Origin of the sequence: Psychromarinibacter halotolerans (genome assembly GCF_029168315.1) — a bacterium.
GTDB lineage: Bacteria > Pseudomonadota > Alphaproteobacteria > Rhodobacterales > Rhodobacteraceae > Psychromarinibacter > Psychromarinibacter halotolerans.
Genome location: NZ_JARGYD010000010.1, coordinates 28,753 through 45,977 on the forward strand (window position 1 = coordinate 28,753; position 17,225 = coordinate 45,977).

13 protein-coding genes and 1 pseudogene are annotated in these 17,225 nt (G+C 67.0%); all 14 read left to right on the forward strand.

Annotated features, from left to right (window positions below; genetic code table 11):
- Positions 1-7: 7 nt before the first annotated feature.
- The 14 genes and pseudogenes from P1K30_RS19935 (at position 8) to P1K30_RS20000 (ending at position 17,197) form a co-directional block, all read left to right on the forward strand.
- The gene (locus P1K30_RS19935; protein ID WP_275634539.1) at positions 8-613 is read left to right on the forward strand and encodes an ANTAR domain-containing response regulator; all 606 of its coding nucleotides are present in this window, start codon (positions 8-10) and stop codon (positions 611-613) included.
- Positions 610-1,785: a CmpA/NrtA family ABC transporter substrate-binding protein gene (locus P1K30_RS19940; protein WP_275634540.1), complete on the forward strand. Its 1,176-nt coding sequence runs from the start codon at positions 610-612 to the stop codon at positions 1,783-1,785. Before P1K30_RS19935 ends, P1K30_RS19940 begins: the two co-directional genes overlap by 4 nt.
- A gap of 273 nt (positions 1,786-2,058) precedes the next feature.
- A complete protein-coding gene (locus tag P1K30_RS19945) occupies positions 2,059-3,426 on the forward strand; it encodes a CmpA/NrtA family ABC transporter substrate-binding protein (RefSeq protein WP_275634541.1) in 1,368 nt (455 codons plus the stop codon).
- Positions 3,427-3,600: 174 nt separating this feature from the next.
- Positions 3,601-4,683, forward strand: coding sequence for an ABC transporter permease (locus P1K30_RS19950; protein WP_275634542.1), 1,083 nt, complete (start codon positions 3,601-3,603; stop codon positions 4,681-4,683).
- A gap of 20 nt (positions 4,684-4,703) precedes the next feature.
- A complete protein-coding gene (locus P1K30_RS19955; protein WP_275634543.1) occupies positions 4,704-6,401 on the forward strand; it encodes an ABC transporter ATP-binding protein in 1,698 nt (565 codons plus the stop codon).
- Positions 6,401-7,342, forward strand: coding sequence for a GAF domain-containing protein (locus tag P1K30_RS19960; protein WP_275634544.1), 942 nt, complete (start codon positions 6,401-6,403; stop codon positions 7,340-7,342). The genes P1K30_RS19955 and P1K30_RS19960 overlap by 1 nt, the downstream gene beginning before the upstream one ends.
- 13 nt (positions 7,343-7,355) lie before the next feature.
- Entirely contained in the window at positions 7,356-9,785 is a 2,430-nt protein-coding gene (gene nirB / locus P1K30_RS19965) for a nitrite reductase large subunit NirB (protein ID WP_275634545.1), read from the forward strand.
- A 34-nt stretch (positions 9,786-9,819) separates the two neighbouring features.
- Entirely contained in the window at positions 9,820-10,146 is a 327-nt protein-coding gene (nirD, locus tag P1K30_RS19970) for a nitrite reductase small subunit NirD (RefSeq protein WP_275634546.1), read from the forward strand.
- Positions 10,147-10,361: 215 nt separating this feature from the next.
- Positions 10,362-12,974, forward strand: a pseudogene (locus tag P1K30_RS19975) (molybdopterin-dependent oxidoreductase); the annotation flags it as partial.
- Between the two features lie 19 nt (positions 12,975-12,993).
- Positions 12,994-13,959, forward strand: coding sequence for a glycosyl transferase family protein (locus P1K30_RS19980; RefSeq protein WP_275634547.1), 966 nt, complete (start codon positions 12,994-12,996; stop codon positions 13,957-13,959).
- A 269-nt stretch (positions 13,960-14,228) separates the two neighbouring features.
- Entirely contained in the window at positions 14,229-14,939 is a 711-nt protein-coding gene (locus tag P1K30_RS19985; RefSeq protein ID WP_275634548.1) for a DUF484 family protein, read from the forward strand.
- Entirely contained in the window at positions 14,936-15,880 is a 945-nt protein-coding gene (locus P1K30_RS19990) for a tyrosine recombinase XerC (RefSeq protein ID WP_275634549.1), read from the forward strand. The genes P1K30_RS19985 and P1K30_RS19990 overlap by 4 nt, the downstream gene beginning before the upstream one ends.
- A 42-nt stretch (positions 15,881-15,922) precedes the next feature.
- Positions 15,923-16,465: a GNAT family N-acetyltransferase gene (locus P1K30_RS19995; RefSeq protein WP_275634550.1), complete on the forward strand. Its 543-nt coding sequence runs from the start codon at positions 15,923-15,925 to the stop codon at positions 16,463-16,465.
- Between the two features lie 39 nt (positions 16,466-16,504).
- Positions 16,505-17,197 carry a CDP-alcohol phosphatidyltransferase family protein gene (locus P1K30_RS20000; protein ID WP_275634551.1) on the forward strand — a complete coding sequence of 231 codons (693 nt, stop codon included), beginning with the start codon at positions 16,505-16,507 and terminating at the stop codon, positions 17,195-17,197.
- The last annotated feature ends 28 nt before the right edge of the window (positions 17,198-17,225 follow it).

Sequence of the window (17,225 nt, forward strand, 5' to 3'; positions counted from 1 at the left end):
CACTCGCATGAGTAGCGTACCAAAGGCCGCGGATCGCGGCCTGTCCATCGTCATTGTAGAGACCGACCGGGACCGGGCGATGCTGATCGTCGACTCGCTTCGGGACGCTGGCGACTTCGAGATCCACGTCATCGCCGAGGTCACCGGGCTGGCGCGGCACATCAAGCAGCACAATCCCGATGTCGTGCTGATCGACATCGAGAATCCCTCGCGCGATATGCTGGAAGAACTGGCGCTGGCCTCTGGTCCGCTGGACCGGCCCGTTGCCATGTTCGTGGACAAGTCCGCCGAGGGGCTGACCGACGCCGCGATCGAGGCGGGCGTGTCCGCCTATGTCGTGGACGGGATGAAACCCGACCGCCTGAAACCGATCCTCGACGCCGCCGTCGCCCGGTTCCGCATGTTCCAGCGCATCCGCATGGAACTGGCCGAAACCAAGCGGGCGCTGGAAGAGCGCAAGGTGATCGACCGCGCCAAGGGCATGCTGATGAAGGCCAAGGGCCTGACCGAGGAAGAGGCCTATGCCCTTCTGCGCAAGACCGCGATGGATCAGGGCCGCAAGGTTGCGGACGTCGCGCAGGCGCTGGTGACCGCGGCGGGCCTTCTGTCATGACAACGCGGCTGTCGCTGGCCTTCATGCCGCTTCTCGACGCTGCGCCGATGCTCGTCGCGCAAGAGATGGGCTTTGCCGCGCAGGAAGGGCTGGACCTTGACCTTGTCTCGGCGCCCTCGTGGTCGTCGATCCGCGACATGCTGGTGTTCGGTCGGGTGCAGGCGGCGCATATGCTGGCCCCCGTCCCCGTCGCAACCGCGCTTGGACTGGGCGGCGCCGGTGCCGCGCTGTCGGCGGCGTCCGTGACGTCCGTCAACGGCAATATCCTTGGCGTCAGCAATGCGCTGGCCGAGCGACTGCGCGACGCGGGGCACGGTTTTGACCTGACGGACGCCGACTCGGCCGGTCGCGCGCTGATCGCCGTGGCGCCGACCCCGTTGCGGATCGGTGTGCCCTTCCCGTTCTCGATGCACGCGGAACTGCTGTATTACTGGCTGAACGCCTTGGGCCTTCCAGCGCCCCAAGGGGTCGAAATCAAGACCGTCCCGCCGCCGCTGATGGCCGACGCCATCGCCGCCGGAGAGATCGACGCCTTCTGTGTCGGCGCGCCATGGGGGTCCATCGCGGTCGAGAACGGCGTCGGCGCGCTGCTGCTGGCCGGCTCGGCGATCTGGAGCTTTGCGCCCGAAAAGATCCTGTGCGTCCGCAACGACTGGGCGGACGAAGAACAGGCGCTGCTGGCCCGTCTGATCCGCGCGGTCTGGCGGGCGGGGCGCTGGCTGGACCAGCCCGACAGCCGTGGACTGGCGGCAGAGATCCTTGCCCGGCCCGAATATCTGAACCTTGACGCCGAGATCCTTGATCGCGGGCTGACCGGCAGGTTGACGATCAACGGCGCCGGGGACCAGCGCGAGGTGCCCGACTTCCTTGTGTTCCACGACGGTGCGGCCACTTTCCCGTGGCGCAGTCAGGCGGAATGGATCGCGGTCCAGATGGCCGCCCGCACCGGGCTTGACCGCGCCACCGCCGCGCGGCTGGGCCGGGCCACGTTCAGGTCCGACATCTACCGCACTGCGATGAAGGACACGAAGGCGGATCTGCCCGGCGCCTCGTCGAAGATCGAGGGCGGGCTGGCCGACCGGACCGCCGTCGCGTCGGACGGGGGCAGCCTGCATCTGCTTAGAAACGAGTTCTTCGACCGCCAGATTTTTGACCCGAAGCGTTTCGAGTGACGCAAAAGCGGGCAGCCACCTGGCCTGCCCGCCTTTGGAACAATCCAAACCGCCGACGCGAACCCATCGTTATTGATTGCGCCGCCGAATCGCCGCATTCACATCGGTGTCGGCAGGCAACGGGGCCAGCCAACGAAATTCTCCCAATGACCGGGTGATCTGAGCGCAGCCGCTCGATATCTCGCCATCACAATGGCGGGGATGTCGTGCGGCTTTTTTCGTTTGCCCCGGACCCTGAACGTGTCCCGGGCGCAGTCAAGGGACGACCCAGACATGAAGACTTTGATCCTCTCGCTTGCGGCCTCGACCGTGCTGGCATCCGGCGCCTACGCGCAGATGCTGGAACTGGAAAAGGACGAACTGACCTTCGGCTTCATCAAGCTGACTGACATGGCCCCGCTCGCCGTGGCTTACGAACAGGGCTATTTCCTCGACGAAGGCCTGTTCGTCACCCTCGAAGCGCAGGCCAACTGGAAAGTGCTGCTGGACGGCGTCATCGACGGCCAGCTTGACGGCGCGCACATGCTGGCCGGTCAGCCGCTGGCCGCGACCATCGGCTTCGGCACCGAAGCCCACATCATCACCCCCTTCTCGATGGACCTGAACGGCAACGGCATCACCGTGTCGAATGAAGTCTGGGAAGAGATGAAGCCGAACATCCCGGCCGATGCCGACGGCAAGCCGATCCACCCGATCTCGGCCGAGGCGCTGGCGCCGGTCGTCGAGAAGTACAAGTCCGAAGGCAAGCCCTTCAACATGGGCATGGTGTTCCCGGTTTCGACCCACAACTACGAACTGCGCTACTGGCTGGCCGCTGGCGGTCTGCACCCCGGCTACTACTCGGAAGAGAACATCACCGGCCAGATCAACGCCGACGTCCTGCTGTCGGTGACCCCGCCGCCGCAGATGCCCGCGACCCTCGAGGCCGGCACCATCTATGGCTACTGCGTGGGCGAGCCGTGGAACCAGCAGGCCGTGTTCAAAGGCATCGGCGTGCCGGTCATCACCGACTACGAACTGTGGAAGAATAACCCCGAGAAGGTCTTCGGCATCAACGCGGACTTCGCGGAAGAGAACCCGAACACCACCAAGGCGATCGTCAAGGCGCTGATCCGCGCCGCGATCTGGCTGGACGAGAACGACAACGCCAACCGCATGGAAGCGGTCGAGATGCTGTCGCGGCCGGAATACGTGGGCGCCGACGCCGAAGTCATCGCGAACTCGATGACCGGCACCTTCGAGTACGAGAAGGGCGACGTTCGTGAAGTCCCCGACTTCAACGTATTCTTCCGCTACAACGCGACCTACCCGTTCTACTCGGATGCCGTCTGGTACCTGACCCAGATGCGCCGCTGGGGCCAGATCACCGAGCACAAGTCCGACGAATGGTACGATGAGGTCGCCAAGTCGGTCTACCGCCCGGACATCTACCTTGAGGCCGCACGCCTGCTGGTCGACGAAGGTCTCGCCAACGAGGAAGACTTCCCCTGGGACAGCGACGGCTACAAAGAAGCCACGCCCGCCGAGGATATCATCGACGGCATCGCCTACGACGGCCGCACGCCGAACGCCTATCTCGACAGCCTGCCGATCGGCCTGAAGGGCGAAGAGAAGATCGTCGGCAACGAGGTGCAGGGCTAACCCCCACTTCCTGAGCCCTCCCCCCCTCCCCGGCCCTCCCACCGGGTGGGGGGAGGGAGCGACAGACCGCCAGTGGCTCTTATGACATCGGCCACATGCGACTTTCCCTCCCCCTGAAGGGGGAGGATCAGGGAGGGGGCCTCCCTCCGCCAACCCGTTGCAAGGACAGCTGAAATGACCACCGTCGATCCGAACTTTGCCGGGGCCGCAGATCGCGAAACGCGCAAGGCCCGGCTTTTCACCCGCATCAACAAAGCCGACAAATGGTTCCAGGTCCTGGGCCTGGCGTGGCTTACCCCGATCCTGAAGGCCGCCGCCGGCGACAACCCGCGGGCACAGGCCAAGGACATCTGGCGCCTGCTGGGCGTGCCGCTTCTGGCCATCGCCTGTTTCCTTGTGCTGTGGGGCACGCTGGCGCCGAAGGTGCAGACCTCGCTTGGCGCCGTTCCGGGACCGTCGCAGGTCTGGGCCGAGGCAGTGAACCTGCACGAGGACGCGCAAGCCAAGGCCGAGAAGAAGGCCAAGTTCGAGGACATGGTCGCCCAGCGCAACGAACGCCTGATCGAGGCCGGCCGCGCGGACGAGGTCAAGACCGTCGCCTACACCGGCGCCCCCAGCTACTACGAACAGATCTGGACCTCGATCAAGACCGTGTTCTTCGGCTTCCTGATCGCCACCGCCATCGCCGTGCCGCTGGGCATCGCGGCGGGCCTGTCGGTCACCGCGAACTCGGCGCTGAACCCGCTGATCCAGATCTTCAAGCCCGTCTCGCCGCTGGCATGGCTGCCGATCGTGACGATGGTCGTCTCGGCGCTGTACACCACCGACGACGGCTGGTTCGCCAAGTCGTTCCTTGTGTCCGCCATCACCGTGACCCTGTGTTCGCTGTGGCCGACGCTGATCAACACCTCGCTGGGCGTGGCGTCGATCGACAAGGACCTGATCAACGTGTCGAAGGTCCTGAAGATGGGCACCTGGACCAAGATCACCAAGCTGGTTCTGCCCTCGGCGCTGCCCCTGATCTTCACCGGCCTGCGCCTGTCGCTGGGCGTTGGCTGGATGGTCCTGATCGCGGCCGAGATGCTGGCGCAGAACCCGGGACTGGGCAAGTTCGTCTGGGACGAGTTCCAGAACGGCAGCTCCAGCTCGCTCGCCAAGATCATGGTCGCCGTCTTCACCATCGGCATCATCGGCTTCCTGCTGGATCGCGTGATGTACGCGCTGCAGTCCCTCTTCACCTTCTCGAACAACCGCTGAGCGGTCTGAAAGGAACGGCCATGAGCATCCTCAAGTTCGACAACGTGACCAAAAGCTTCGGCGAAGGCGTCCACAAGACGACCGTGCTGAACAACATCGACCTAGAGGTCCGGGAGGGCGAGTTCCTTGTTCTTCTCGGCTTCTCGGGCACCGGCAAGACGACGCTGGTCAACCTGATGGCCGGGCTGGAAAAGCCCACCTCCGGCAGCGTCACCTTTAAGGGCAAGCCGATCGACGGGCCGGGCCGCGAGCGCGGCGTGATCTTCCAGAACTACTCGCTGATGCCGTGGCTGACCGTCGCCGGCAACGTGCGGCTGGCGGTGGACACCGTGTTCCCCAAGCTTTCGAACGCCGAGAAGGAAGAAAAGGTCGCCCATTACGTGAAGATGGTCGGCCTGTCCCACGCGACCGCCCGCCGTCCCGCCGAGCTTTCGGGCGGGATGCGGCAGCGCGTGAACGTGGCCCGCGCCTTGGCGATGTCGCCCGAGGTGCTGCTGCTGGACGAGCCGCTGTCGGCGCTGGACGCGCTGACCCGCGCCAATCTGGCCGACGAGATCGAGCACATCTGGGAGCAGGACAAGAAGACCTGCGTCCTGATCACCAACGACGTGGACGAGGCCATCGTGCTGGCCGACCGGATCATCGCGCTGAACCCCGACGGGACGCTGGGCGAGCAGTTCACGGTCGACATTCCGCGTCCGCGCGACCGGGGCGAGATGAACCACCACGAGGGCTTCAAGACCCTGCGCGCCGACATCACGACCTATCTGATGGACGTCGGCATTCAGGCCCGTGTCGAGGGCGCGCGGCAACTGCCCAGCGTGACCCCGATCCACGGCCTGCCCAGCGCCGTCGTGAAGGCCACGGAAGGCATGGTCGAGGACCGGTTCCTCGACTTCAGCCAGTTGCACAAGGTCTACCCGACCCCCAAGGGCCCGCTGACCGTGGTCGAGGACTTCAACCTGAAAATGAACAAGGGCGAGTTCATCTCGCTGATCGGCCATTCCGGCTGCGGCAAGTCGACCGTTCTGACGATGGCCGCCGGCCTGAACTCGATCTCGAAGGGCGGCATCCGTCTGGACGGGCGCCACGTCGAGGGGGCCGACCCCGAACGTGCGGTGGTGTTCCAATCGCCGTCCCTGTTCCCGTGGCTTACCGCGAAGGAGAACGTCAGTGTCGGTGTCGACCGTGTCTATCCCCGCGCCTCCCAGTCCGAACGTCAGGACGTCGTTGAGTATTACCTTGAACGGGTCGGTCTCGCTGACAGTATGGATAAACCCGCGGCCGAACTCTCGAACGGCATGAAACAGCGTGTGGGCATCGCCCGCGCCTTCGCCCTGTCGCCGAAGCTGCTGCTGCTGGACGAACCCTTCGGGATGCTGGACAGCCTGACCCGCTGGGAACTTCAGGAAGTCCTGATGGAAGTCTGGTCCCGCACCAAGGTCACCGCGATCTGCGTCACCCACGACGTGGACGAGGCGATCCTGCTGGCCGACCGCGTCGTGATGATGACCAACGGCCCGCAAGCCACCATCGGCAAGATCGTTAACGTCGACCTGCCCCGCCCGCGCACCCGCAAGGCGCTGCTCGAGCACCCCGATTACTACCTCTATCGCGAGCAGGTGCTGAACTTCCTCGAGGAATACGAGCACGGCAAGCACGGCAAGACCGAGACCGCCAAGACCGAAGCCACGACCAGCAAGAAGGAAGCCGCGTGATGGACACCGCTCTGGACACCTCTGCAAAGACCTTCATCGAGGTCACCGAGGTCTGGGTTCCCGACGGGGACCGCCTGAAGCTGGCCGAGGGCAACTATGGCGGGCTGGAAGAGTTCGCCGCCGCCTCGCGCCGCGAGAGCTTCGCCAAGGGCGAGGGCCTGCCGGGCAAGGCATGGGCCGAGGAACGCCCCGTCGTGCTGAAGGGCTTCGACGGATCGTATTTCAAGCGCACCGAGGCCGCCAAAGAGGCCGGTCTGACCAGCGCGGTCGCCGTGCCGGTGTTCGCCGGTGCCGACCTGAAGGCGGTTCTTGTGGTGCTGTGCGGCGACGACGACGAACGCACCGGCGCCATCGAGGTCTGGCACGAGCAGGACGGCCTGCTGATGCTGGACGACGGGTACTATGGGGCCGCGAAGCATTTCGAATGGGTATCGCAGCACACCCACTTCCCGCGGGGGCAGGGTCTTCCCGGCGCCGTCTGGTCGTCGGAAACGCCGATCCTGATGCGCGACCTTGGGTCGGGCTACCGCTTTATCCGCGCCGACAGCGCCGCGAGGGCGGGGCTGACCACCGGCCTTGGCCTGCCGATCCCGGTGCCGGGCGGGACGACCTTCGTGCTGACGCTGCTGTCCGCAAAGGGCACGCCGATCGCCCGCCGGTTCGAGATCTGGGACGCCCGCGCCGCCCGCAACGGGTCGGTCAACGAGGCGCGCCTGATCGACGGCATCTGCGCCCGCGAAGGCGCGCTGTGGGACCCGGACAATGCCGGCAACGAACGCGTCGTGAAGGCGTGGCAAGGCGCCATCGGCCGCGTGCTGGGGACCGGGGTTCCGCTGGTCGAGGGCGGCAAGCCCGGTCTGGCGAACGGATACGACTCGATGGTCGCGCTGCCGATCCATCTGGACGGCGAACTGAGCCACGTCGTGGCTTGGTATCTGTAGAGAGGTGCGGAACATGCAGAAACTGGTCGTCATCGGCGCCGGCATGGCCTCGGGCCGTCTGCTGGAGCAGCTGTTCGAAGCGGACCCCGGCGCCTACGAGGTCACGCTGTTCAACGCGGAACCGCGCGGCAACTACAACCGCATCATGCTGTCGCCCGTGCTGTCGGGCGAGAAAAGCTATGCCGAGATCGTCACCCATGACGACGATTGGTACGCGGGCAACAAGGTGACCTGCCGCTTCGGCGAGCGCGTCGTCTCGGTTGACCGCGACCGCAAGGTCGTCGTCGGCGAGAAGGGCGAGGTGCCCTACGACAAGCTGGTCTTCGGCACCGGGTCCTCGGCCTTCATCATCCCCTGCCCCGGCCACGACCTGCCCGGTGTGGTGGCGTTCCGCGATCTCGAGGACACCACCGCGATGACCGAGGCCTCCGGCACCCCCGGTGGCCGCGCGGTGGTGATCGGCGGCGGCCTTCTGGGACTGGAAGCCGCCGCTGCCCTGCGGATGCGCGGCATGGACGTGACGGTGCTGCACCTGTCCGGCCACCTGATGGAACGGCAACTGGACGAGGCGGCGGGCTATCTGTTGCAAAAGGATCTGGAAAAGCGCGGCATCACCGTGCTGACCAAAGCGTCCACCAAAGAGATCCAAGGCGACGGCAAGGTCGAACGCGTGCTCCTGGAAGACGGCACCGTCCTTCCGGCCGACATCGTGGTGATGGCCGTGGGTATCCGCCCGCAGGTCCAGCTTGCGAAGGACAGCGGGCTGGACATGGGCCGCGCGATCAAGGTGGACGCGCAGATGCGCACCAGCGATCCGTCGGTCTTCGCCGTCGGTGAATGCGTCGAGTTCGAGGGCAACCTGTTCGGCCTTGTCGCCCCCCTATACGATCAGGCGAAGGTGCTGGCGAAGACGCTGCTGGACGAAGAAGACACCTTCCGCGTCAAGCAGCTGTCGACCAAGCTGAAGGTCACCGGCTGCGACCTGTTCAGCGCGGGCGACTTCGCCGACGGCGAGGGCCGCGAGGACATCGTGTTCCGCGACCCGGCGCGCGGCGTCTACAAGCGGCTGGTGCTGGAAGGCGACAAGCTGATCGGCGCCGTGTTCTACGGCGACACCGCCGACAGCAACTGGTTCTTCGGGCTGATCCGCGACGCCGAGGACGTGTCCGAAATGCGCGACACGCTGATCTTCGGGCCGTCCTTTCAGGGAGGCGCCACCGCGGACCCTCTCTCAGCCGTTGCAGCCTTGCCGCCTGAGGCGGAGATCTGCGGCTGCAACGGCGTGTGCAAAGGCGACATCGTGGCCGCGATCGAAGGCGGCGCAACCGACCTTGGCGCGATCAAGGCCACGACCAAGGCCAGCGCGTCCTGCGGGACCTGCACGGGTCTTGTGGAACAGGTGCTGTCGGTCACGCTAGGCGATGCCTTCGTGGTCCCGACGGTGCAGCCGATCTGTTCGTGCTGCGATCTGACCCATGAAGACGTGCGGCGGCTGATCAAGTCGAAGGAACTGAAATCCCAGCCTGCCGTCTGGCAGGAACTGGGGTGGAAGACCGTCAACGGCTGCCACGTCTGCCGCCCGGCGGTGAACTTCTACCTGCTGGCCGACTGGCCGCTGGACTATCAGGACGACCCGCAGTCGCGCTTCGTGAACGAACGCAACCACGCCAACATCCAGAAGGACGGCACCTATAGCGTGATGCCACGGATGTGGGGCGGGATGACCGACGCGAACGAGCTGCGCGCCATCGCCGACGCCGCCGACAAGTACGGCGCGGCGGTCAAGGTGACGGGCGGCCAGCGGATCGACCTGCTGGGCGTGAAGAAAGAGGACCTTCCGGCGATCTGGGAGGACCTGAACGACGCGGGCATGGTGTCGGGCCATGCCTATTCAAAGGGTCTTCGGACGGTGAAAACCTGTGTGGGCAGTGACTGGTGCCGGTTCGGCACCCAGGATTCCACGGGTCTCGGGATAAAGCTCGAAAAGAGGCTCTGGGGCTCGTGGACGCCGCACAAGGTCAAGCTGGCCGTGTCGGGCTGTCCGCGCAACTGCGCCGAGGCCACCTGCAAGGACGTGGGCATCATCTGCGTCGACAGCGGGTACCAGATCGGCGTCGGCGGCGCGGCCGGGATGGACGTGAAGGAGACCGAGCGTCTGGTGGACGTGCGGACCGAGGAAGAGGCGATCGATTACACCGTGGCCTTCATCCAGCTTTACCGCGAGAACGCCAAGTACCTCGACCGGCCCTACAAGTGGCTGAAAAAGGTCGGGCTGGACTGGGTGAAGGAACAGGTCTCGGACGCCACCACGCGCGCGGCGCTGGTCGAGCGGTTCGACGTCTCGCAGTCGGTCTACCAGAAGGACCCGTGGGCCGACCACGTCGCCACCCGGCGCAAGCTGTACGCGCCGATGGCGGATCTGACGCTGGAGGCAGCGGAATGACGTTCGTGAACATCGTGCAAAAGGACCCCGTGACATGAGCTGGATCGACATCGGCGCTCTCGACGACATTCCCGTGCGCGGGGCGCGCGTATTGAAGACGCAGTTGGGATGCATCGGCCTGTTCCGCACCGGCGACGACCGGGTGTTCGCCGCGACCAACGCCTGCCCGCACAAGGGTGGACCGCTGTCCGAGGGGATCGTGCACGGGCAGAAGGTCACCTGCCCGCTGCACAACGCGGTGTTCGACCTTGAAACCGGCGAAGGGACGGATGGCTACGTGATCGAGACCTACCCGGTGAAGGTGGACGGCGGGCGCGTGCTGGTCGATGGCGCAACGCTGAGCCGGCGGAGCGCGGCGTGAGCTCGGGGGGGACCCCCTCCCCGGCCCTCCCCCTGTCAGGGGGAGGGAGTTTGGGTGCGCCTGGGGTGGGGACCCCCTCCCCGACCCTCCCCCTTGCAGGGGGAGGGAGTTCCCCCGCCTCGACCCTTGGCACGAACGACAGCGACCATGGCTCCCCTCCCCCTCTTCAGGGGGAGGGGTCGGGGGAGGGGGTCCTATCGCCGACCCAAACCACCGTCCGCTCCACCTGCGCCTACTGCGGCGTCGGCTGCGGCGTGCTGCTGACCCCGGACGGACAGGGCGGCATCACCGTCAAGGGCGATCCGGACCACCCCGCGAACCGGGGCCGTCTGTGTTCCAAGGGTCTTGCGCTGGCCGAAACGGTCGGCCTTGACGACCGGCTGCTTGCCCCGCGCGTCCACGGCGCCGACACCGACTGGGACAGCGCGCTGGACCTTGTCGCCACCCGGTTCAGCGACACCATCGCGAAACACGGCCCCGACAGCGTCGCTTTCTACGTCTCGGGCCAGTTGCTGACGGAAGACTACTACGTCGCCAACAAGCTGATGAAAGGCTTCATCGGCTCGGGCAACATCGACACCAACTCGCGGCTGTGCATGGCCTCGACCGTCGCCGGCCAGCGACGCGCCTTCGGCACCGACACCGTGCCCGGCACCTATGACGACATCGAGGAGGCGGACCTGATCGTGCTGGTCGGATCCAACCTCGCATGGTGCCACCCAGTGCTTTACCAGCGCGTGATCGCGGCGCGAAAACAGCGCCCGCACATGAAGATCGCCGTGGTCGACCCGCGCCGCACCGCGTCCTGCGACAGCGCCGACATCCATCTTCAGATCGAGTCCGGCACCGACGTCGAACTGTTCAACGGCCTTCTGTCGCGCATCCACCAGATGGGCGCGCTGGACAAAGCGTACTTGCGCCATGTCGAGGGCTTCAACGACGCGCTTGCCGCCGCCTCGACCGCGCGACCGGCAGAGATCACCAAGCTGCCGCAGGCGCTGATCGACCGGTTCTATTCCATGTGGATCGGGACCGAGAAGGTCGTGACCATCTTCAGCCAAGGCGTGAACCAGTCGTCGTCGGGCGCGGACAAGGTGAACTCGATCCTGAACTGTCACCTCGCCACCGGCCGCATCGGCAAGCCCGGCATGGGACCGTTCAGCGTCACCGGCCAGCCCAACGCGATGGGCGGGCGTGAGGTCGGCGGGCTGGCCAACATGCTGGCCTGCCATCTGGAGATCGAGAATGCCGACCACCGCCGTGCGGTGCGCGATTTCTGGAATGCGCCGACCATCGCGACCGCGCCGGGTCTGAAGGCCGTCGACATGTTCCGCGCCGTGGGCGACGGGCGCATCAAGGCGCTGTGGATCATCCACACCAACCCCGCCGTGTCGATGCCGGACGCCGATGCGGTGCGCGACGCGATCAAGGGCTGCGATTTCGTGGTGGTCAGCGACATCACAGCGCAGAACGACACGGCACGGCTGGCGCATGTGCTGCTGCCCGCCGCCGCGTGGGGCGAGAAGGATGGCACCGTCACCAACTCGGACCGCACCATCAGCCGCCAGCGCGCCATCCTGCCGGTGCCGGGACAGGCACGACCCGACTGGGACATCCTTGCCGAGGTCGGGCGCCGCATGGGCTGGCGGCAGGCCTTCGATTATTCGACGCCGGTCGAGATCTTCCGCGAATACGCCGGGCTCAGCCAGGTGGCCGGGATCTTCGGGCGCGACTTCGACATCTCGGCCGCGACCCGGATGCGCGACATCGACTATGACGCGATGGAACCGTTCCGCTGGCCGCTGACCGCCACGCGGCAGGGCGGCCGGTTCTTCGCGGACGGGCAGTTCTATACCCCCGACGGCAAGGCGCGGATGCTGCCGCTGAACTACCGCCCGCCGGAATCGAAACGCGGACGCCGCTTCCCCTATCGCCTGAACACGGGCCGGGTGCGGGACCAGTGGCACACGATGACACGCACCGCGAAGTCGCCGCGCCTGTCCGCCCACCTGCCGGAACCGTTCTGCGAGATCCACCCGGACGACGCCGCCGACCTGGGGCTGGCGCCTGCCGATCTGGTCGAACTGACCAGCACGCAGGGCCGCGCGATCCTTCGGGTCGTGGTCACCGACAAGGTCCGCCCGGGCGAGGTCTTCGCGCCGATGCACTGGACCGGCGAGACCGCGCCCTCGGCCCGGATCGACGCGCTGGTGGCAGCAGTCACCGACCCGGTGTCGGGACAGCCGGAAAGCAAGGCCTCGGTCGTGGCGATGAAGAAGTTCAAGGCCGCATGGTACGGCTTCGCGGTCAGCGCAGGCGACATGGCGCCCGACGCCGACTATTGGGCCCGCGCCCGCACCCGCAACGGCTGGCGCGCGGAACTGGCGGGGCGCGAGGCACCGGCGGACTGGGAGGCATGGGCCCGCAAGCTGTTCGGCAGCGACGCCACGGTGCAGGCGGTCAGCGACGCAGGCCGGGGCATTCACCGGCTGGCCTTCCACGAAGGCGACCGGCTGGTCGCGGCGCTGTTCATCGCACCAGAACCCGTGGGGCTGATGCGCGACTATGTCGCCGGGCTGCCGGGCACCGATGCGCCCGGGGCGATCTCGGGACGTGCGCCCGCCGACCGGCCCGACCCCGGCCCGGTGCTGTGTTCGTGCTTCAACGTCGGGGTGAACACGATCCTGACCGCGATCGAACAGCAGGGCCTGTGCACGGTCGAAGCCGTCGGCGCCGCGCTTCAGGCGGGGACGAACTGCGGCTCTTGCCGGCCGGAAATCGCCACGCTACTGCGGAAGGCAGCCCTGCCCCCCAAAGCCGCGGAGTGATCCCGCCGATGAAGCCCCGATGAGCATCGCCCCCTACGTCCGCATCCTTGGCCGGGGTCCCGGCCGGTCCCGGTCGCTGACCCGGCAAGAGGCGTTCGAGGCGCTGTCGCTGGTCCTGACCGGCGAGGCCGCCCCCGAGGCGGTCGGCGCGATGCTGATGCTGATGCGGATGAAGGGCGAGGTTCCCGAAGAGATCGCGGGCTTCGCGGACGCGGCCCGCGCGGCGCTGCCGTCCCTGCCCGTCCCCGCGCTGGACTGGCCCAGCTATGCCGCCGGACGGACACGCGGCTTGCCGTGGTTCCTGCTGTCGGCGCGGCTTGTCGCCTCGGCCGGCTACCCGGTGCTGATGCACGGGTGGAACTCGCACCAGTCGGACCATGCCTCGGTTCGCGATGCGCTGCCGCTGCTTGGCATCCCCGTCGCGCCAACGGCAGAGACGGTCGTGTCGGCGCTGGACGGCACCGGCATCGGCTACATGCCGCTAGAGGCGTTCTCGCCGCGGATGCTGGAGCTTTTGCGCCTGCGCGACCACCTTGGGCTGCGGTCCTGCATCAACACGGTGCTGCGGGTGCTGAACCCCGGCGGCGCGGCGGCCTCGGTGCAGGGCGTGTTCCACCCACCCTATCGCGAGTTGCAGCAGGATGCCGGTGCGCTACTGGGCCTGCCCGCGCTGACGGTGATCAAGGGCGGCGGCGGCGAATTCGAGCGGAACCCGGCGAAGGGCGTCGCGGGCTACGGGCTGCGCGGCGGCACCGCGTGGGAGCAAAGCTGGCCCGAGATGATCGACGAAACGCGGCGGCTGAACGACGGCGAGACCGACCCGGCGCGGCTGGTCGCGCTGTGGGAAGGGCGGCTGGACGACCCGTTCTCGGAGGCGATCGTCGTGGGCACCGCCGCGCTGGCGCTGGACACGCTGGGCGTGGCCGGGGCGGACGGGGCGGCGCGGGCGCTGTGGGACGGGCGGAACCGGGCGCTGGCGGCCTGACGTACGTTTTCGCGGCCCTTGGCGGGGCTGCGCAAAGGGGGCTCTGCCCCCGCCGCTGCGCGGCTCCCCCGAGGTATTTTCAAAGAGAAGAAGCAGGTTCGCCGATGCTGTCGGGGGCTTTTGCGCCTGTGTCCCGGCGGCCACCCCGGCGGCGGAAGCCGGGTTCGGCGGGGAAATATCTGGACGGGTGCATCCGCGAGGGGGCAAAATCCTTACCAGAAAAACCATCCGGCACCCACGAAGGCGCCGGGAGCAGAGACGAGGCAGGCATGTCGAGCGAAAACGCCGCGATCCCCGGGGATCTGCGGACCAAGATCATTTCCGAGCCCGAAGTCATCCTGGAAGACCGCGATCTGATGCGCGCGCTGATTGCCGCGAACGAGAAGATCATGGGTGGCAACATCGTGGACCTTCGCGGCATCGCGATGGAGCGGCTCGAGTCGCGGCTGGAGCGGCTGGAAGAAACCCACCGCCACGTCATCGCGGCGGCGTACGAGAACCTTGCGGGGACCAATATGATCCACCGCGCGGTTCTGAAGATGCTGGACCCGACCGGGTTCGACGATTTCCTGAAGAACCTGACCACCGAAATTTCCGACATCCTGCGGCTGGATGCGCTGCGGCTGGTGCTGGAATCGCCGGTGGCGAACGAGGATCCCGCCGCGCGGGGGCTTGGCGACACGCTGCTGGTGGTCGATCCGGGCTTTGTCGAAGCCTACCTGACCCAAGGCCGCAACGTGCCGGTGCGGCAGGTCACGCTGCGGCAGGTGCAGCCCGAAAGCGACACGATCTATGGCGAGCGGTCGGACTGGATCCGGTCCGAGGCCTGCCTGCGGCTGGATTTCGGCAAGGGCCGCCTGCCGGGGATGCTGGTGCTGGGGGCGGAAGATCCGCACCAGTTCAAGCCGACGCAGGGCACCGACCTGCTGACCTTCTTCGCGGGCGTGTTCGAGCGCGCCATGCGCCGCTGGCTGGCGTGACCGGCACCGCGACCGAAGACACCCTTGCCCTGTCACCGGCCCTGCGCGAGGCGCTGGCCCGGTGGCTGGAGCAGCTGAAGGCGCTGGACGGCGCCTCGGACAACACGATCACCGCCTACGCACGTGACGTGCGCGGGTTCCTTGCGTTTCTTGCCCACCATCGCGGCGGCGCGATGGGGACCGGCGCGCTGGCCGAGGTCACCGTGTCCGACATGCGGGCGTGGATGGCGCGCGAACGGGCGGACGGGCTGGCCGCGCGGTCGCTGGCGCGGGCGCTGTCGGCGGTGAAGACCTTTACCGCTTGGGCGGCAGAGCGCGAGGGCTTCGACGCCACGGCGATCCTGTCGGCGCGCACGCCGAAGTATCAGCGCAGGCTGCCGCGGCCTCTGACCCCGGACGCCGCGCGCGATATGATCGACACCGTCGAATTGCAGGCGCAGAAGGACTGGGTCGCCGCCCGCGACGTTGCGATCGTGACGCTGCTGTACGGCTGCGGCCTGCGGATTTCGGAAGGGTTGGGCCTGACCGGGGCCGAGGCGCCGCTGCCCGAGGTGCTGCGCATCCGCGGCAAGGGCGGCAAGGAGCGGCTGGTGCCGGTGATCCCCGCCGCGCGCCGGGCCGTCGATGCCTATCTTCGGGCCTGCCCCTTCCCGGTCGAGCCCGACGCGCCGCTGTTCCGGGGCGCGCGGGGCGGGCCGGTGAACGCGCGGCTGATCCGCAAGGCGATGCAGCAGGCGCGGATGCAGCTTGGCCTGCCCGCGTCCGTCACGCCCCACGCGCTGCGACACAGCTTTGCCACGCACCTGTTGTCCGCGGGCGGCGACCTGCGCGCGATCCAAGAGCTTTTGGGGCATGCCTCGCTGTCCACGACGCAGGCCTATACCGCCGTCGATCAGGCCCGGCTGATGGATGTCTACGACAAGACGCATCCCAAGGCCTGAGCCCACCTGTTTTAAGCCTGTCCGTTCCGAGACCGCACCGCGATGATCCCCGTTCTTGAAACCTCTCGCCTTGTGCTTCGCGGCCATCGGCCCGACGATTTCGACGCGTCGGCCGCGATGTGGGCCGACCCGGCGGTGGTGCGGTTCATCCAAGGCACGCCGCAGACCGCCGAGCAAAGTTGGCAGAGGTTCCTGCGCTATGCCGGGCACTGGGCGATGGTGGGCTATGGCTATTGGGTGGTCGCGGCGAAGGACGATGGCCGGTTCATGGGCGAGGTCGGGTTCGCCGACTATCGCCGCGCGCTGTCGGTGGATGTCACCGGCATCCCCGAGGCGGGCTGGGTGCTGGCCTCGCACGCCCACGGACAGGGACTGGCGGTAGAGGCGATGACCGCCGCGCTAAGCTGGATCGACAAGCGGTTTCCCCGGACCTTCGCCCTGTTCGATCCGGCGCATGCCGCGTCGATGCGGGTGGCGGGCAAGCTGGGCTTCGCCGACCCGCGCGAGATCGACTTCGACGGCGCACCGGCGGTAACGCTGTGGCGGGACCGGCCGGAACCGCCGTCCGGCGCCGCCGCGCCATAACTGTTTGCGCTGGCTCGCGCGATACGACATGAGGGGCTGATGACGCTACGGATCAAGGCCATTCTGGTACATATGCTGACCGCCACCGGCGCGGTCTTTGCCATGCTGGCGATGCTTGCCGCTGTCGACGAGCAGTGGGGCCTGATGTACCTGTGGCTGGTCGTGGCCTTCGCCGTCGACGGGATCGACGGGCCGCTAGCGCGGCGCTATGACGTGAAGAAGAACGCGCCGATCTATGACGGTGTCCTGATGGACCTGATCATCGACTATCTGACCTACGTGTTCATTCCTGCCTATGCGCTGTTCAAGTCGCACCTTTTGCCGGGCTGGACCGGCTGGCTGGCGATCATCCTGATCACCTTTGCCAGTGTTGTCTACTTCGCCGATACCCGCATGAAAACGAAGGACAATTCCTTCTCGGGCTTCCCCGGCTGCTGGAACATGGTGGTGGTCGTTCTGTTCGGCCTGCACCCCAGCGAATGGGCGATCCTGTTCATCGTGGTGGTGCTGACGATCGCGATGTTCCTGCCGCTGAAATTCATCCACCCGGTCCGGACCGACCGCTGGCGGTCCGTGTCGCTGCCGATGGCCTTGGCGTGGACCTTCTTCGCGGGCTGGGCGGCGTGGGTCAATTTCGACCCGCAAAGCTGGGCGCACTGGGGGCTGATCGTGACCTCGCTGTACCTCGTGTTCGCCGGGATCGTGCAGCAGATCGTCCCCGCCCGCCGCTAGGCACCCTGCCCCGTCCGGGCGACCGTTA

What these genes read in the sequence shown, in the direction of transcription:
- P1K30_RS19955 (WP_275634543.1), top strand. Translation starts at nt 4,704, where the DNA reads ATGAGCATCCTCAAGTTCGACAACGTGACCAAAAGCTTCGGCGAAGGC.
- P1K30_RS19945 (WP_275634541.1), top strand. Translation starts at nt 2,059, where the DNA reads ATGAAGACTTTGATCCTCTCGCTTGCGGCCTCGACCGTGCTGGCATCC.
- P1K30_RS19980 (WP_275634547.1), top strand. Translation starts at nt 12,994, where the DNA reads ATGAGCATCGCCCCCTACGTCCGCATCCTTGGCCGGGGTCCCGGCCGG.
- P1K30_RS19960 (WP_275634544.1), top strand. Translation starts at nt 6,401, where the DNA reads ATGGACACCGCTCTGGACACCTCTGCAAAGACCTTCATCGAGGTCACC.
- nirB (WP_275634545.1), top strand. Translation starts at nt 7,356, where the DNA reads ATGCAGAAACTGGTCGTCATCGGCGCCGGCATGGCCTCGGGCCGTCTG.
- P1K30_RS19940 (WP_275634540.1), top strand. Translation starts at nt 610, where the DNA reads ATGACAACGCGGCTGTCGCTGGCCTTCATGCCGCTTCTCGACGCTGCG.
- P1K30_RS19935 (WP_275634539.1), top strand. Translation starts at nt 8, where the DNA reads ATGAGTAGCGTACCAAAGGCCGCGGATCGCGGCCTGTCCATCGTCATT.
- nirD (WP_275634546.1), top strand. Translation starts at nt 9,820, where the DNA reads ATGAGCTGGATCGACATCGGCGCTCTCGACGACATTCCCGTGCGCGGG.
- P1K30_RS19950 (WP_275634542.1), top strand. Translation starts at nt 3,601, where the DNA reads ATGACCACCGTCGATCCGAACTTTGCCGGGGCCGCAGATCGCGAAACG.
- P1K30_RS20000 (WP_275634551.1), top strand. Translation starts at nt 16,505, where the DNA reads ATGACGCTACGGATCAAGGCCATTCTGGTACATATGCTGACCGCCACC.
- P1K30_RS19985 (WP_275634548.1), top strand. Translation starts at nt 14,229, where the DNA reads ATGTCGAGCGAAAACGCCGCGATCCCCGGGGATCTGCGGACCAAGATC.
- P1K30_RS19995 (WP_275634550.1), top strand. Translation starts at nt 15,923, where the DNA reads ATGATCCCCGTTCTTGAAACCTCTCGCCTTGTGCTTCGCGGCCATCGG.